This is a genomic window from Arthrobacter russicus, assembly GCF_031454135.1.
GTDB classification, from domain to species: Bacteria; Actinomycetota; Actinomycetes; order Actinomycetales; family Micrococcaceae; genus Renibacterium; species Renibacterium russicum.
In genome coordinates this window covers 2,303,534-2,318,650 of record NZ_JAVDQF010000001.1, presented here as the reverse complement: position 1 = coordinate 2,318,650, position 15,117 = coordinate 2,303,534, and the positions used below count along the sequence as shown (strand labels likewise).

The 15,117-nt window shown below is 60.9% G+C and carries 14 protein-coding genes; 4 read left to right on the top strand and 10 right to left on the bottom strand.

Translation table 11 applies throughout. From position 1 onward, the window contains the following. Positions 1-371 precede the first annotated feature (371 nt). Positions 372-1,220, bottom strand: a complete 849-nt coding sequence (locus JOE69_RS10835) for a hypothetical protein (RefSeq protein ID WP_309798621.1) — start codon at positions 1,218-1,220, stop codon at positions 372-374. A 171-nt stretch (positions 1,221-1,391) separates the two neighbouring features. On the opposite strand from JOE69_RS10835, the gene JOE69_RS10830 reads away from it, so the two are divergent. Continuing rightward, positions 1,392-2,324: a hypothetical protein gene (locus tag JOE69_RS10830; RefSeq protein ID WP_309798619.1), complete on the top strand. Its 933-nt coding sequence runs from the start codon at positions 1,392-1,394 to the stop codon at positions 2,322-2,324. 323 nt (positions 2,325-2,647) lie between these two features. On the opposite strand, the gene JOE69_RS10825 is transcribed toward JOE69_RS10830, so the two are convergent. After that, positions 2,648-3,163, bottom strand: coding sequence for a hypothetical protein (locus JOE69_RS10825; protein WP_309798617.1), 516 nt, complete (start codon positions 3,161-3,163; stop codon positions 2,648-2,650). Between the two features lie 1,028 nt (positions 3,164-4,191). Continuing rightward, entirely contained in the window at positions 4,192-4,563 is a 372-nt protein-coding gene (locus JOE69_RS10820; protein ID WP_309798616.1) for a DUF6907 domain-containing protein, read from the bottom strand. A 677-nt stretch (positions 4,564-5,240) separates the two neighbouring features. On the opposite strand from JOE69_RS10820, the gene JOE69_RS10815 reads away from it, so the two are divergent. Continuing rightward, entirely contained in the window at positions 5,241-5,504 is a 264-nt protein-coding gene (locus JOE69_RS10815; RefSeq protein ID WP_309798615.1) for a hypothetical protein, read from the top strand. Positions 5,505-5,752: 248 nt separating this feature from the next. On the opposite strand, the gene JOE69_RS10810 is transcribed toward JOE69_RS10815, so the two are convergent. From JOE69_RS10810 to eat, 5 genes are all read right to left on the bottom strand, one after another. After that, positions 5,753-6,532, bottom strand: a complete 780-nt coding sequence (locus JOE69_RS10810; protein ID WP_296364727.1) for a 3-oxoacyl-ACP reductase — start codon at positions 6,530-6,532, stop codon at positions 5,753-5,755. 9 nt (positions 6,533-6,541) lie between these two features. Beyond that, on the bottom strand, positions 6,542-7,924 hold the full coding sequence (locus tag JOE69_RS10805) for an aldehyde dehydrogenase family protein (RefSeq protein WP_309798613.1): 1,383 nt from the start codon (positions 7,922-7,924) through the stop codon (positions 6,542-6,544). Further along, positions 7,921-8,715 carry a gamma-glutamyl-gamma-aminobutyrate hydrolase family protein gene (locus JOE69_RS10800; protein ID WP_309798610.1) on the bottom strand — a complete coding sequence of 265 codons (795 nt, stop codon included), beginning with the start codon at positions 8,713-8,715 and terminating at the stop codon, positions 7,921-7,923. The genes JOE69_RS10805 and JOE69_RS10800 overlap by 4 nt, the downstream gene beginning before the upstream one ends. Next, the gene (locus JOE69_RS10795) at positions 8,696-10,042 is read right to left on the bottom strand and encodes a glutamine synthetase family protein (protein WP_374709696.1); all 1,347 of its coding nucleotides are present in this window, start codon (positions 10,040-10,042) and stop codon (positions 8,696-8,698) included. The genes JOE69_RS10800 and JOE69_RS10795 overlap by 20 nt, the downstream gene beginning before the upstream one ends. 66 nt (positions 10,043-10,108) lie before the next feature. Then, entirely contained in the window at positions 10,109-11,545 is a 1,437-nt protein-coding gene (gene eat / locus JOE69_RS10790) for an ethanolamine permease (RefSeq protein WP_309798606.1), read from the bottom strand. A gap of 265 nt (positions 11,546-11,810) precedes the next feature. Here eat and JOE69_RS10785 point away from each other — a divergent pair, with 265 nt between their 5' ends. Further along, the gene (locus JOE69_RS10785; RefSeq protein WP_309798603.1) at positions 11,811-12,554 is read left to right on the top strand and encodes a FadR/GntR family transcriptional regulator; all 744 of its coding nucleotides are present in this window, start codon (positions 11,811-11,813) and stop codon (positions 12,552-12,554) included. Between the two features lie 134 nt (positions 12,555-12,688). Here the strand turns inward: JOE69_RS10785 and JOE69_RS10780 are convergent, their stop codons facing one another. Continuing rightward, positions 12,689-13,528, bottom strand: a complete 840-nt coding sequence (locus tag JOE69_RS10780; RefSeq protein ID WP_309798601.1) for a copper amine oxidase — start codon at positions 13,526-13,528, stop codon at positions 12,689-12,691. A gap of 57 nt (positions 13,529-13,585) precedes the next feature. Next, positions 13,586-14,308 (bottom strand): signal peptidase I, encoded by a 723-nt coding sequence (lepB, locus tag JOE69_RS10775; RefSeq protein WP_309798599.1) that lies wholly within the window; start codon positions 14,306-14,308, stop codon positions 13,586-13,588. A 116-nt stretch (positions 14,309-14,424) separates the two neighbouring features. Between lepB and JOE69_RS10770 the strand changes: the two genes are divergently transcribed. Then, the gene (locus tag JOE69_RS10770) at positions 14,425-15,114 is read left to right on the top strand and encodes a FadR/GntR family transcriptional regulator (RefSeq protein WP_296364747.1); all 690 of its coding nucleotides are present in this window, start codon (positions 14,425-14,427) and stop codon (positions 15,112-15,114) included. Positions 15,115-15,117 lie beyond the last annotated feature (3 nt).

The window sequence follows — 15,117 nt, the reverse complement described above, 5'->3', positions numbered from 1 at the left end:
GGCGAGGCCTCACCCAGTTGTGACAATTTGCTTTCTGGGTTCGCTAATATCCGTTTCCCCTTCTCCCGCACAGGCTTGGAGGCTCGTGGAAGCAGGATATGCGGCGCAGGACTGCGGGAGCGGGAGTCCTACTTCGATTCCAGCTTCAGCAACCTGTCGACTTCCCACTCGGGGTTCGAAAGCCATCCCCTGACCTCCGCCAGCATTTTGGGACCGGGTCTGGACGAGAGTCCGAGCCGGTTTGTTTTTGGCCGGTTGAGGGAGTGTGGCTTTAACGGTGTTTCGGGCCTGATTCGCTGAGTTGAAGAATCCAGCGGGGAGGTTGCCGTGATGACAACGACAACGGCTGAATGGAACAGCGAGCTACCGTCCTAGTTCTGCGTCATTCCGCCGAGAACCCGGATGGTGGTTGCCATTGCGTCGCCGTACCTGGTCATTAGTCCGCTAATTCGGTCCAGGATGCTTTGCCGTGCTTCCTCCGACTCTGGCTCTTCTAGTTCTTGCTCCAGAAGATCCGCATTGGTACGAAGCCGGGCAGCCAGGCTGCCTTCACTGGTCAGATCAGCATCAAAGCGGAGTGCCTGTACGACCGTCCGTACGAAGGCCTCATCATTGACAGAATTGTTCTGCTTGACGTCCCCAACTTTGACTTTTGCATCGCGTCCAGCCTGCGCCACACCAGAGACGTTGCCCCCGCCAGAGGCGATGTTATTTTCCGTGTCTTGGGTCCGATACTTCACGGTCAGCCTTTCGATAACGATGCCTTTGCCGCTCATCCTGCTGGCGACCATGAGTTCCCAATCCCGGTCGCTAAGTACAAGCACGGTTGGTGGCAAGCAGAAGAAGTCTCGCCATATGGTTGAGGCAAAATCGGTAAACCAGTTCTCTGCCGGCGGAGTGATAGCCTGAATGATCCTCGCGTCGATAAGGGGTTGAATAACCGCACTCCGAACCGGATACGAGATTTTGCTTTTGCTCCAGAACGGTGTGACGTCGACCGGCGTTCGTCGATTCGCGCTTGCATCCTTGATCTCGTCCAAAAGCGCGGCCTGAAGGTCTGCGATGGTCTCCGTGGGCACCTGCTCTTGGGCCCGGCATAACAACCGTTTGCGGTTGAGACGGCTGCCCACCAGTAGTGTCACAAAAATGAGTACTGCCACGCCAAGTGCCCAAAAAGCGATGCTGATTAGCGGGCTTATTCCAGAAGTTAGATTGTTCACGATTACCCCAATGTATTCGTCGATGTCGTCTTGAATTCGGATGCGCTGAGACTATCTGACCCCACCGACAGGATTCATCGCGTGACGCGGTGAAGTGTTTTGACATCCTCAAAATGACATCAAATTTCTGCATCACGACAAAATGTCGGCACCCTTCGCTACGCTCGAACTATGACTATTGATATTCTGTCGCTGAGCGCCACTGAAGAGCGCCAATTGCGACTCATTCACATTATTGGAGAGCTCGCTCGCAAATCAGTTAGCACGCAGGCCTCCATGGATCTAGTCATGGAGGAAATGAAGAAATCAGGGCTCGCGACCACTGCGCTTTCCTCCGACCTCGACGACATGAAGGTCCGCGGTGAAGTGGAATTTTTTGACACGCTGGGCGATCTTGACGAGGTGATTGTTCTGCAGCCAGGTTTCGACAGAGCCGACTTGGCGGAATCCACTCGCACATCAGTCGTCGCACGAAAAAGACTGCTGAGAGATGCCTATCTACGGTGGATGTATTCAGGGATAGACCTTGGCACCCCTGTTGGCCCAGAAGCCTACCTAGCTTCAGCACCTTCGATCTTGGGCCACGAATATTCTCTCCAAGAAATCCAGTTGGCTGGCGCCTGGCTCAAGGAAAACGGGTACATTTCTGGACAAAGCGCTTGGGGTCACCCGGCACCGATTAGACCTCAGATGACACCCCGGGGTGAGGCCATCGTTGAGCAAAACAGGTCAGTCAACGATGAAGAAGCTGCCGCATTGAACACCTTCAACACCGTGATTCACGGCAACGCCAACGTCGCAAACGCCAGTAACCACTTCTCGCAGAGTCAGACCATCCACCAAACATGGGTGGACGACGGCAGGAAACTGGCCCAGGCCATCGCAGAGGCGCTCCCAGGGCTTCAACTTTCCCCGGATGCCAATGAAGCGCTCATGTCCTCCCTAGACGAAGCAGAGAAAGCCCTAGAGGGCACACCTGACCCGAGCCGGGCGCGCCGGGTGTTCAACAAGGTCAACGAGCTGCTTCTCAGCGTGGGAGTAGGGGTCCTGGCGGGAGTCCTAAGCGACCAAGTCAAGATTTTCCTGCAACAACTGCCAACTTAGGACGGCCAGAGCCTAACGATCACGAAACATCGAAGCAACAGCGTCTTCATAGCCAAATCCCGGACCCGGAGAAGTGTCGAGGTCATCTGGATGCTCAGGCTTCTCCCACTAGCGTAGTGACTCGGCTTAGCCGTCCAGTTTCGATGCCAATTGCTGGTCAGTCGGGCGCAGTGTCTCGACAGCGGCACGCAGATGGCTCACCAAGCCCCTCAAGACACCTGACGGCTTGCTGGGCACCCTGAGTGAACTGCTCTATTCGGCCTCAAATGCCTTGGGCGATCAGTCGATGGGAAACCGATGGTGATGAGTCCCCTCAACCGACTTTAGCGAGGCTTCTGTTGTAGCGCAGAGTCGATAGCTTCTCGGTCTATTCGTACGGTTTCAGGGTCGAATCCGAGCGCGGTCCAGGAAAGAGAAATATTGATTTCTTCTGCCGTTGCCGCATTCAGCGGGTAGCGCAGGTTGTAGTGGCCTTCGGCTAGCTCAGGGCTGTTCCAATTCCAGAAGCCACCAAGAACGGGGGTCTCAGCCGACTTCAGGAGAATGGCGTCGCTGTCCCACTCCGATGTATTGGGGTATCGCCACTGGCAACGCACCGATAGACCATCCGGATCAGATTCTCGATGCGCCCCGCAAAAGGGCCAAGCGGTGTCGAGCATCGCCTGGCCCTTTCGCGGATGACCAAGCAGCGTGGTCAAGATGTGGACGGAGAAACTCAACCCATCGTCGCTCAGACCCATGCCCCGGATAGCAAGAGCGAATCCGGCCCGGTCAGCTACGACACTGTCCGGTACCTCGAGCGGGTAGGGAATGGGCAGCCGGTCACGGTGAGTAGTCATACGATCAGCTTACTCATTGCTATTACTGGTAGAAGCAGCGTGTATCGCTGCCAGTCCGGCCAATGCAGTCAGCAGTTTTTGCCGCGTCAAAATATGGCCCCCTTGGAGTTTGCAAGTTCAGTTCCAAGGCAACCGTGAGGCGTTTTCCGGACAGTCTCTCCCAACTATTTAGGTAATGGCCGCTGGGTCCGCCGCCGCCGGTTACGGATCGACCATACCCCACGTCGCGTCCGCGTGTAATTGCAATCGAACTCACGGCCTGCGCGGAAAAATTTCCAGAATTGGGAAAGTAAGTTGATTGAAGTTCGATTCGTGAGGACTGTACTCCTGGGGAAACCGTGGCTCGTACCACATATCGGTCGGTAACTCGACATCCGCTGGACCCACAAAACTGCCCGTCGATCTGAAGCATCGGATTACCTCCCCAATAGGAGAAGTCGCCGAGTGGGCCGCCTCGTACCGGATAGGTTGCCGTATTTCCAGGCGTGCTGGCGGTTCTTGTCGTGGAAGGGCTTTGGGAGGTTTGTGGCACGGTCTCGGGCGAGGCGATCATGCTCAGCGCATTGTCAATGACAGACTCGCTAGGAACAGTGTTCAACGGGACATCTCGACTGGCGGCGGTTCCAGATTTCCAACCATCGAGCAGCTTGAGCGCGGCTTCCTTGTAGGCAGGGTCTTTTGCGGCTTGACGCGCTATCCCGTTCTCGAGGGGCTCCCCACCGGAGGTAACGACGAATATTCCGTCTTGAATTGCCGGTGTTGAGACTGCAGTAACCGGGCCAGCCGTCGACGTGAGTATGAGTACTGTTGAAGCAATTCCAATACTGAGAAGTTGAAAGCTTTTCCGTGGCAATATTTGCAGGACTTTCAGTCTCATGGTTCCCCCAATGTAGTAGCGTCGTTGCTGCTGATCGGTCGATAGTACATCAGCCTAACCCGTGGACCAGACCTGAACCTATAGGCATGCGAACGTTGGCAAGCAAAATCTCGGCAATGACAGACGAAAGATTAAAGGGGCTTGAAAGATTTTAGCTAAGAGCGCCCAGTAGCCTTCCGAGGCTGTGGTGCAGCCGACGCATACTCTCAACAGTGACTTCGAGGCAAAGGCCGTAGTCGTCGTCTGCGACAGTCACCATAATTTCAAGGCCATCGATGTGCGGCGAGGACAGCAGGTTGAGATCTCCGGCTACCAATTTATCTCCAGCACTATCCGAAACCTCCTGGCTTAGCCAGAGCGCAGGCACTGTAATGCTGGGGCTTTGGTGCCTGCGCTCTTCGGGAAAATCGTCTTCTTGATGCCGTTGAACGCACCAGCTCGGGCACGGCTGCATTTGCCACGAAGGCTGCTCAGAGTCTTCATCGAGTTGCTGCGGCGGTTCGTGCGCTGCGGAATCTGGCATTTGACTTCCCTCTTGCCCATGTTCGCCCAGGTGCTTACGTGGAAGCAGGATGGTACCGGGGCGGCTCAGTAAGTGGGAAGGCAGGATAGGCGACGCTGAAATAATTGCTGGCACTGTTCGGCATGCCGAAAATTATTTGGTGGCGGAGCGCGATGGCCCGAATATCGTGTTCGAGCCGACACATACTTCACGAGCCGCTAGATGTTTTTCAAATCACGCACATTTGAGTGTCAGCGTGTGGTTATCCATGGTGCTTCGGGCACGTCACGCGCCGCGCCGTGAACCGAATTACATCGTTGTCATACCCCGGAAGTAAAATAGATCACAGAAGCACCAAACCCCAGCACAAGCCGGGGGCCGGTTGCTGGGGTCTGAAGTGTCTACTGTAGGAGGTAGGCCTTCAGTCTAAGCCAACTGGCTGAGTGCTCCACAACGACTCGCTATCGAGTCAAGAAAGGAGTGCGGCATGCCTCGCTCTGTAAGTAGGAGTGCCCGTACAGGCCAGTTCGTGTCAAAGGCAACAGCAGCCCGTAGTCCTAAAACAACAACGACTGAACGAGTTGGAAGCGGAACGAGCAACGGGACACCTGTCTTTCGTTCCGCGGGGACTGGACGTTTCGTCAAGGAATCGACGGCTAAACGGAGTCCAGCCACAACGATCCGTCAGGAGGTGTGACGTGGCAGGCGTCAAGGTCAAGCTGAACCCCAACTTCGAACGAGATCTAATGAAGCTGGCGCAAGGCGCAATAAACGACACCGCAACGAAATACCAACGCATGTTTGACTCCTTGAGTCGTGAGTACGCCGGTCAACCTGTTTCAGTGATCAAACCTGTGCTTCGCGGACACTGGAGGCGACTCGGCGGAAGCATCTCTGACCCGGAATTGACGGAGTACGCAACACGCATCAGTGACGGAACACGCATTGTGATGAAAACCTAGCGACGTCAAGGTGCTTTGGCCGCTGGTCATTGCTTAGAATGCATCGAAATGCGCCCTTTGGCAATGACTGGCAGCCGGGTCTGCTGAGGGGTTCGAAAGCCATCCCCTAGACTCCGCCAGAAACGCCCAGCATCATGCCGGATATACCCGTTGGCAGGTGCAAAATCGCTAAACAGGTTCACATGTGAACCTGTTTACACCGTTTGGACCTGCCAACCGCCCACGGAAACAGGTACGGGGACACAAGCTCACACCGGCGTCACATACGCCCCGGAAATCCCGCCGTCGACCAGGAATTCGCTCGCGGTGATGAACGACGAATCGTCCGAAGCAAGGAACGCCACCGCGGCCGCCATTTCCTCAGGCTCCGCGAAGCGGCCCAGCGGCACGTGCACCAGCCGACGCTGCGCCTTCTCCGGATCCTTGGCGAAGAGCTCCTTGAGCAGCGGCGTGTTCACCGGCCCCGGGCACAGCGCATTGACCCGGACTCCGGACCGGGCGAACTCCACCCCGAGTTCGCGCGACATCGACAGCACTCCGCCCTTGGAAGCGGAATAGGAGATCTGCGATGTGGCCGCGCCCATCACCGCGACGAAGGAAGCGGTATTGATGATCGAGCCCTTGCCCTGCTCCAGCATGTACGGCAGCGCGTACTTGCAGCACAGGTAAACACTGGTCAGGTTCACCTCCTGCACCCGCTTCCAAGCCTCCAGGCCGGTGTCCAGAATCGAGGCGTCTTCGGGCGGCGAAATCCCGGCATTGTGGAAAGAGATGTCCAGCGACCCGTACGCCGCCACACAAGCCGCGAACATCGCCTTCACGTCTTCTTCGCTGGTCACATCGGTCCGCACGAAGATGCCGCCCACCTCGGCCGCTGCGGCCTCGCCGATTTCAGGACTGCAAATGTCCGCGATCAGCACCTTGGCGCCTTCGGCGGCCAAGCGTCGTGCTGTCGCCAGCCCGATTCCACTGGCTCCACCGGTGATGACGGCGGAACGGCCTTCCAGCCGATTTGAAACAACGTTCACTGATTTCTCCTATGCATCCTGGGACAGAAAGACGGTTTTGACTTCGCTGAAAGCGTTGAGCGCATCCGGGCCGAGCTCGCGGCCCAGACCGGACTGCTTGAAGCCGCCGAACGGCGTCGAATAGCGCACCGAAGAATGCGAATTCACGCTCAGATTCCCGGTTTCCACACCGCGGGCCACCCGTAGCGCACGGCCGACGTCGCGGGTGAAGATCGATCCGGACAGCCCGTATTCGCCGTCGTTCGCGATCCGGACCGCCTCGGCTTCATCGGAAAACGCCACCACGGAGAGCACCGGGCCGAAGATCTCCTCGCGGAAGGCCCGCCCGTCCGACGACGCCGCACTCGGCAGGCTCGGATGCGCCAGCACGGTCGGCGGGAACCAGAAACCCTTGCCTTCCGGAGCGTTCCCCCGGAACGCCACCGAGGAGTCCTGCGCAATGAACCCGGCCACCGCGTCGCGCTGCGCGGCCGAGATCAACGGCCCCATCGCGGTGCCGTCGGCCCGCGGATCCCCCACCGAAAACGCCGCAACCGCTGGTTCCAGCAATTCCAAGAACCGGTCGAAAACCGACCTTTCCACCAGGATCCGCGAGCGCGCGCAACAGTCCTGGCCGGCATTGTCGAATGCACCGCCGGGCGCTGCCGCAGCAGCCGCCTCGAGATCCGCGTCGGCGAAGACGATATTGGCGCTTTTGCCACCCAACTCCAAGGTGAGCCGTTTGACCTGGTCGGCACAACCGGCCATGATCCGTTTCCCCACCGCAGTGGAGCCGGTGAACACGATCTTGCGCACCAGCGGGTGGCTGACGAAGCGTTCGCCGACCACCGAGCCTTTGCCCGGAAGCACGGTGAGCACCCCTTCCGGGATCCCGGCTTGCAACGCCAATTCACCGAGCCGGATCGCGGTCAACGGGGTCAGCTCCGCGGGTTTGAGCACTACCGTGTTGCCGGCCGCGAGCGCAGGCGCGAAGCCCCAACCGGCAATCGGCATCGGGAAATTCCACGGCACGATGATGCCGACCACACCGAGCGGTTCGTGGAAGGTCAGCGCGACGCCGCCGGCCACCGGGATCTGCTGGCCGAGATGGCGTTCCGGTGCGCCCGCGTAATAGTGCAAAACATCGCGCACGTTGCCGGCTTCCCAACGGGCGTTGCCCAGCGTGTGCCCGGCGTTGTCGACCTCCAACTGGGCAAGCTCTTCCAAATGCGCGTCGACGCACTCGGCGAAGCGGCGCAGCAGACGCGCCCGGTCCGCAGGACTGACCAGCCGCCAGCTTTGGTAAGCCCGGGCGGCCCGTTCGATCACGGCATCGGTCTCTTCCAGCGAAGCCAGGGAAACCTGGGCGATGGTTTCTTCAGTCGCCGGGTTCAGCACCGCGGTGGTATTCAATCGCTCACCTCTTCTTGGTATCGGGCCCCGGGGCGGGCCTGCGCGTATTTCCGCGCTTCGTCGACCAGCCCCAGGAAAAGTCGGGAATCCGCGGAATTCTGTTCCGGGTGGAATTGCACGCCGAGGTTCCAACCCCGGCCATCGGCTTCGATCGCCTCGACGGTTCCATCGGCCGCCCGGGCGGTCACCTTCAGACCGCGCCCGACGACGTCGATCGCCTGATGGTGGTACACCGGAGCCGTGGCCCGCTCGCCGAGCAACTGCCGGCTGACCGTGCCGGGTTCGGTCTCGAAAGCAACGCTGCCGAAAACCCCCGGCGCCGGTTGGTAATCGGCGTCTGGCAGCAGGTCCGGAAGGTGCTGGTGCAGGGTTCCACCGCGGGCGACGTTGAGGATCTGCGCGCCACGGCAAATGGCCAATAGCGGCAGCCCGGCCGCCAAGGCCGCATCGGTGAGCGCCAGGTCGAAGACGTCGCGTTCGGTCTGCGACGACGTCTTCGGATGCGGTGGCGCCCCGTAATGCGCCGGATCCACATCCACCCCGCCGGAGACGATCAAACCGTCGAGCACGTCCAAGACCGAGGTATCCGGCCCATCGTCGCCGAAAACCGGCGGCAACAGCAGTGACGTGCCACCGGCGGCAAGCACCGAGGAGGTGTAGGCGGCCGGCAGGATCGCAGCGACTTCGTCCCACACGCCCCAAGCACCACGCTGCAAATAGGTGGTCAGCCCGATCCGTGGCCGGTAGCCGGATCGCTGGTCCGGCTGGAAACTAATGCCGTTCGAAGCCACGACGCAACTCCCAATCCGTGATCGCGGCATTGAACGCGGCCAGTTCGACGTCCGCGTAGTTGGTGTAATGCGCCACCACGTCGTCGCCGAACACCTCGCGGGCGATCGCCGAAGCGGCGAACAGGTCCCGGGCTTCCTGCAACGTGCCCGGCACCGTCGGCGCCCCGGAGGCGTAAGCATTGCCCAACATCATCGGCTCCAATTCCAGTTCGTGTTCGATGCCGTACAGCCCGCCGGCCAGCATCGCGGCAATCGCCAGGTAGGGATTCGCGTCCCCGCCCGGCAGCCGGTTCTCCAACCGGGCCGATTGCCCTTGGCCGACCAGCCGGATCGAGCAGGTCCGGTTGTCAATCCCCCAGGCCACCGCAGTGGGCGCGAACGAACCCTTTTGGAACCGCTTGTAGGAGTTGATGTTGGGCGCGTAGAACAGGGTGAATTCGCGCATCGTGGTCAAGATCCCGGCGATGAAATGGTCGTAGAGCGCCGTGCGTTGACCGGTCTGTTCATCCCAGAACACGAGTTCGCCGTCGGCCCCGCGCAGCGAAAGGTGGATGTGGCAGGAATTGCCCTCCCGCTCATTCGGCTTGGCCATGAAGGTGATCGCTTTGTGCTGCTGCGCCGCGATCTCCTTGGCTATGGTCTTGTAGACCGAATGGTTGTCCGCGGTGCTGAGCACGTCGTCGTACTTGAACGCGATCTCGTGTTGCCCCAGGTTGCATTCGCCCTTGGCGGACTCCGGGGTGAGCCCTGCGGCGTAGGTGGCATTGCGGATCTCCCGCAACAATGGCTCCACCCGCGCCGAGCCGAGAATCGAATAGTCGACGTTGTATTGATTGGCCGGCACCAAATCGAGGTAGCGGGCGGTCCAGGCTTCTTCGTAGCTGTTGTTGTAGACCACGAATTCCAGCTCGGTTCCGGACAGGGCCTGCCAGCCGAGCCGCGCGGCCCGATCCGCCTGCTGTTTCAAAATGGTCCGCGGCGAAACCTGGAGCGGCGAGCCGTCCACCAGTTTCAGGTCGCATTGGATCATCGCGGTGCCGGGCACATGCGGGAGCCGTCGGATGGTCTCCAGGTCGAGGTCGAAAACCATGTCCCCGTAGCCGGATTCCCAGCTAGTCATCGCATAACCGTCCACCGTGTTCATCTCGGTGTCCACCGCGAGCAGGTAATTACATCCTTCGGCGCCATGGCTGAGCACGTCCTGGACGAAGAACTCGCCGTGAATGTATTTCCCCTGCAGCCGGCCCTGCATATCGGTGAAGGCGAGCACCACGGTGTCGATGCTGCCTTCGGCGATCAGCTCGCGGAGCCGGTCGATGCTGAGCATGCGTGGATTTTTAGGCATGGTTCCCCTGTTCTGGCTTGTGGTCGTGGATTCGGCTTCGTCGCCGGTTCAGTTCAGTTCCGATTCCGCCTGCTCGATTGCTGCGAATTCCTCCTCCGGCGCGTTGGACACCAAGCGGTGCCGGGAGTAGAACCAGAAGTAGCCGATGGCCACCAGGAACACCGCGGCGGTGATCGAAGCGGCCAGGATGTCGACGAAGAACGTCGCGATCATCGCCACGAAGGCCAGGACCAAGGCGACGCCGGTGGTCAGCACCCCGCCCGGAGTGCGGTAACCGCGTTCCAGGTCCGGCTCCCTGCGTCGCAGCACGATGTGGCTCAGATTCAACAGCACATAGGAAACCGTGGCCCCGAATACGGCGATATTGATCAACAAGGCGCCGTTCTGGGTCGTTGCGGCCAGAATGAAGCCGATGGTCCCGGGCACCAGCAACGCGACCCAGGGCGTCCGTCGTTTCCCGGTCAGCGAGAGCCATCGCGGCAGATAGCCGGCGCGCGACAAAGCGAACAACTGCCGCGAGTAGGCGTAGACGATGGAGAAAAAGCTGGCCACCAGGCCCGCCAGGCCGGCGTAGTTGACGAAGTCGGCCAGCCAGCTGTTTCCGCCCGCGGCGATCCGCAACGCCTCCGGCAATGGATTGTCCGAGGTGCTGATCGCCGCGGATCCGGCGGCTCCGGGCACCAGGAACAGCATCAACGCACCGAACACCAGGAGCAACAGCATGGCTCCGATGATGCCGCGGGGCAGATCCCGCTTGGGATTCGCCGACTCTTCGGCGGCGAGCGGCACGCCTTCGACCGCCAGGAAGAACCAGATTCCGTACACCAGGGCCGCCACGGCGCCGGAAATCCCCATCGGCAAAAAAGCGCTCGCAGTGCCTACGGCGCTGTCCGGAACGAGGTCGAAGAGCTTGTCGAAGGAGAAGTACGGGAACAGCCCGACGACGGTGGCCAGCAACGCGATCACCGCCACGACGGTGATGCCGAAAATGAGCTTGAGCGCCTCGCCCACGCCACGCAGGTGGATCCCGATGAACACCAGATAAGCCACCAGATACACCGGCCAGGAATTGGTGATGCCGAACAGACCGAGCGCCTCGATATAACCCCCAATGAAGGTGGCGATCGCCGCCGGCGCCACCGCGTATTCGATCAGCACCGCCATCCCGGTGGCAAAGCCGCCGAGCGGGCCGAGCGCGCGCCGCGCGAAGCCATAGCCGGCTCCCGTGGTCGGGATCGCCGAAGCCATTTCGGCCAGGCCCAGCACCATGCAGGTGTACATGATGCCCATCAGCACGAAGGCGATCAGCAAGCCACCCCAGCCGCCCTGGGCCAGGCCGTAGTTCCAGCCGGAGAAGTCACCGGAAATGACATAGGCGACCCCCAAGCCCACCAGGAGCAGCCAGCCTGCCGCGCCCTTTTTGAGCTGCCGTTGCTGCAGATAGTCCTCGCCCAGCCGGTTGTAAGCGATGTGCTGCTTGGCCATCGAGCCCCTCATCTCACCTCGGCACGGGCGACGCCGCGTGCTTTTCGGAATTTTGCGAGCCTGGCCCGTCGGTTTCCCCCAACCGCATCAGCCAATGGTCTGTTATCAGTCCATACGTTAGTGTGTTTGATTTTTCCCGCAGCGTCAAGGGATGCCGGCCATCCGATTCCGGAAAGACTCGGCCTTCCTTGACCTTTCGGGCAGCCAATCGCGCCGGAAAACCAGATTCCGCGGCTGCTCGGGAGAACTGGCCTAAACTGGGCTGATGAGCGCGGACCAGGAAGACATGGGCCATTTTGATACCAATGGCGAACTCGTCGGGATCAGCTTGCTGCGCCCGGCGCGAACCGGGAATGCCTTCGAGGAAACCCTGGCATCACTGCTGCACGCAATCCGCCTGGGCGTCTTTCCACCGGGCTCCCGGCTGCCTTCGGAACGCGACCTGGCCGAACGCCTGGGCGTCTCCCGATCGACCCTGCGCGATGCACTTTCTGCCCTGCAGGAATCCGGCCACCTGGTCATCCGGCGCGGACGCTACGGGGGCGCAGTAGTCACCGGGAATCCACCGAAAGCGGCCAGCGAACAGCCCACCAGCAACGCGGAGCTCCTGGACGCGGTCCGCTTCCGCTCCGTCGTCGAACCCGGAGCCGCCGAACTGACCGCCCGGGCGGATTTGAGCGCCCGGGAGCGGCAGAGCCTGCAGACCGCGCATGAAAAGTTGCTGCAAGCCGGCGCCGATGAGTACCGCCTGCTGGATTCACGGTTTCATCTGATCATCGCGGAACTCTCCGGCAGCCCCAGCCTGGCGGCCGCCGTCGCCGAGTCCAGGGCACAGACCAACAAACTGTTGGAACGGATCCCGTTCCTGCCGGCCAACCTCAACCACTCGAACGAACAGCACCGGGTGATTCTTGCCGCGATCCTAGGCGGCGACGCCGCTCGCGCCAAAGCCGCGATGGCGGAACACCTGGCCGGCACCGAAGCCCTGCTGCGCGGGTTCCTGCAATAAACGCAACTGGTCGCCACTCGGGTGCAGTTGAGCGGGGTATCGAACCCGAACACCCTGCTCAACTGCACCCGAGTGGCAGCATCGTCATCGGACCTGGGCTCAGCCGAGGCCGACGGCGCGTTGCTCCTCTCGGCTTACTGGCCTCCGGGTTCCACCAGGGAGCCGACGTCTTCGCCCTCCCAATGGGTGGGCTTCCCGTTGAGGTCTTTTCGCTCCTCCGGGATATCGGGCCGCTGGGCCAGCAGTCCGCGCGGCCCCAGGTAGAAACCCTGCCAATGCAGTTCCATCGGCGACTGGTCTTCGTCGCGCGGCACATGGTGGAATCCGACGGCGACCCAGGAGACTACATCGCTCAAAGCCTCGCCTTTCGCGTGAGCCACGTAATCGAGGACCCCGTCACCGCAGCTGCCGCGATTGCCGGTGGCGAAGACTTGGCAGTCCTTCGAGTTGGTGAAAGCGACGTCGTAGCCGGTGTCTCCGCCATGTTCGTGCTGGTCCTGCACAAAAGTGAAGGAGTCGCTCGCCGCCAGTTTGATCTCATAGGAAATCGGCCGGCCGTCGTCGTTGAGCGAATCCGGTGCGATGACGCCCCACCAGCGCCGATCCGCCTTCTTCGCCGTCGCCGCGGTATCGATCGGCGTGAACTTACCCTCCACAATCGGAGATTTGGATCCGTTCTGCCCGGTGGGCGCAGCGTCGTACTGTTCCACTTTCTGCGTCCCGTTGCCGAGGCCCCAATGCACGCTCCAGACCACATTGTGCGAATGGCTTGCAGCATGGTCGGACTCGCCTTTGCCGATCGCCGAACCGTGCTTCGCATCGGTGTAATCTACCGGCGAGAGGTCCCCGGTAGCCCCGAGCAACGGTTTGATGCTGCCGTCGGAACCGAAGGTGTACTGGGCGATGTATTCGTACCAGCCCACTTTCGAGATCGTGGAGAGATTCCATTCGCCGGCCTGGTTCTGGCCGAGCACGGTGGGCGGACTCGGGGCACGGACTCGCCGAAGAACCGGCCGGTTCCGGGACCGAACTCAGTAGTCGGCTTTGTCGGTTCCCAGCACCCGGATCCGATTGAGCGGCCAAGCGATCACCGAAGCGGTGCCCACGATGTCTTTGCGCGCGATGAATCCCTTCAAAGGCGCATCCGGGTGGAATCGGGAATCCGCGGAATCCGGGCGGTTGTCGCCCATCACCCAGTACTCGTCGGCCGGTACCTGCACGTCGAACGGCACCAAAGCCTCGGGCGGTGTCGGCACCGCATAGCTCTCGTCCACGGCTTTTCCATTGATCGAAATCCGGCCCTGCGCATCGCAGCAGCTCACCCGGTCACCGGGCACCCCGATGATCCGCTTGATCAAGTAGTCGTTGGACGGGTCAGGCGCCAGGCCGATGAACACCAACGCGCTTTCGACGATGTTCGGCGCCGGCTCCGTTTCTTGCGGCAGCCAGCCTTGGGTGTCCTTGAACACCACAATGTCGCCGCGCTGATAACCGGTGAAGTTCGGGCCGATCTGGTTGGCAAAGATCCGATCCCCGACCAGCAGGGTTTGCTCCATGGACGGGGACGGGATGAAAAACGGCCGGAACAGGAAGGTCTTGACCACGAAGGAAAGCGCCACAGCGATCACCACGACGATCGCGATCTCTTTCAACCAGCGCCACGATCTGCCTTTGCCCGGCTTCGCGGGCTCCGGCCCGGATCCACCCTCGGGACGTCCGTCGCGGGACTCTGCTGCTTGTTCGCCGCTGCTCATGCCGATTCCGTTCTTCCAAACCGCTGACCTTGCCATTCTGCCCCACCGCAGGGGAGATTTTGCAGACGCGCCCCGCAGCGTCAGCTGTGGATTGATCTGATGAATAGAATTTGCACATGGCCCTGACCGATGAAGCGATGAACAAAATCAAAGACATGATCCTGGCCGGCGAGCTCTCCGCCGGGGACCGCCTGCCGCCGGAGAAGGAGCTGAGCGAAAAACTGGGCCTTTCCCGCAGCTCACTCCGGGAAGCAGTCAAGGCACTGGAGATCGTCCGGGTTCTGGACGTGCGGAGAGGCGACGGGACTTACGTCACCAGCTTGGAACCGCAACTGCTCAACGAGGCGATTTCCTTCGTGGTCGACCTGCACCGGGACAGCACCGTCTTGGAGATCTTCGCGGTGCGCAGGATGCTCGAGCCGGCCGCCGCCGGTCTGGCCGCCGGGAACATGACCGCGGAGGGCATTGCCGAGCTCCGGGCGAATATCGCCTCGGTGACGGCCGGCGAAACCTCGGTCGAAGACCTGGTGGAGCACGATCTGAAATTCCACCAGCTGGTCAACCGGGCCAGCGGCAACAACTATCTGATGAGCTTGTTGGAGAGCATGTCCAGCAGCACCATCCGGGCCAGGATCTGGCGCGGCTTGACCCAGGAAGGTGCGGCCGCCCGCACGCTCAGCGAACACGCCTCCATCGCCGACGCTCTGGAGCGCGGCGACGCCGAACTCGCCAAAGCACTGGTCACCGCGCACATCAGCGGCGTCGAGACCTGGCTGCGCAAGGCCATCGAAGAACCGCAAGCCTGAACC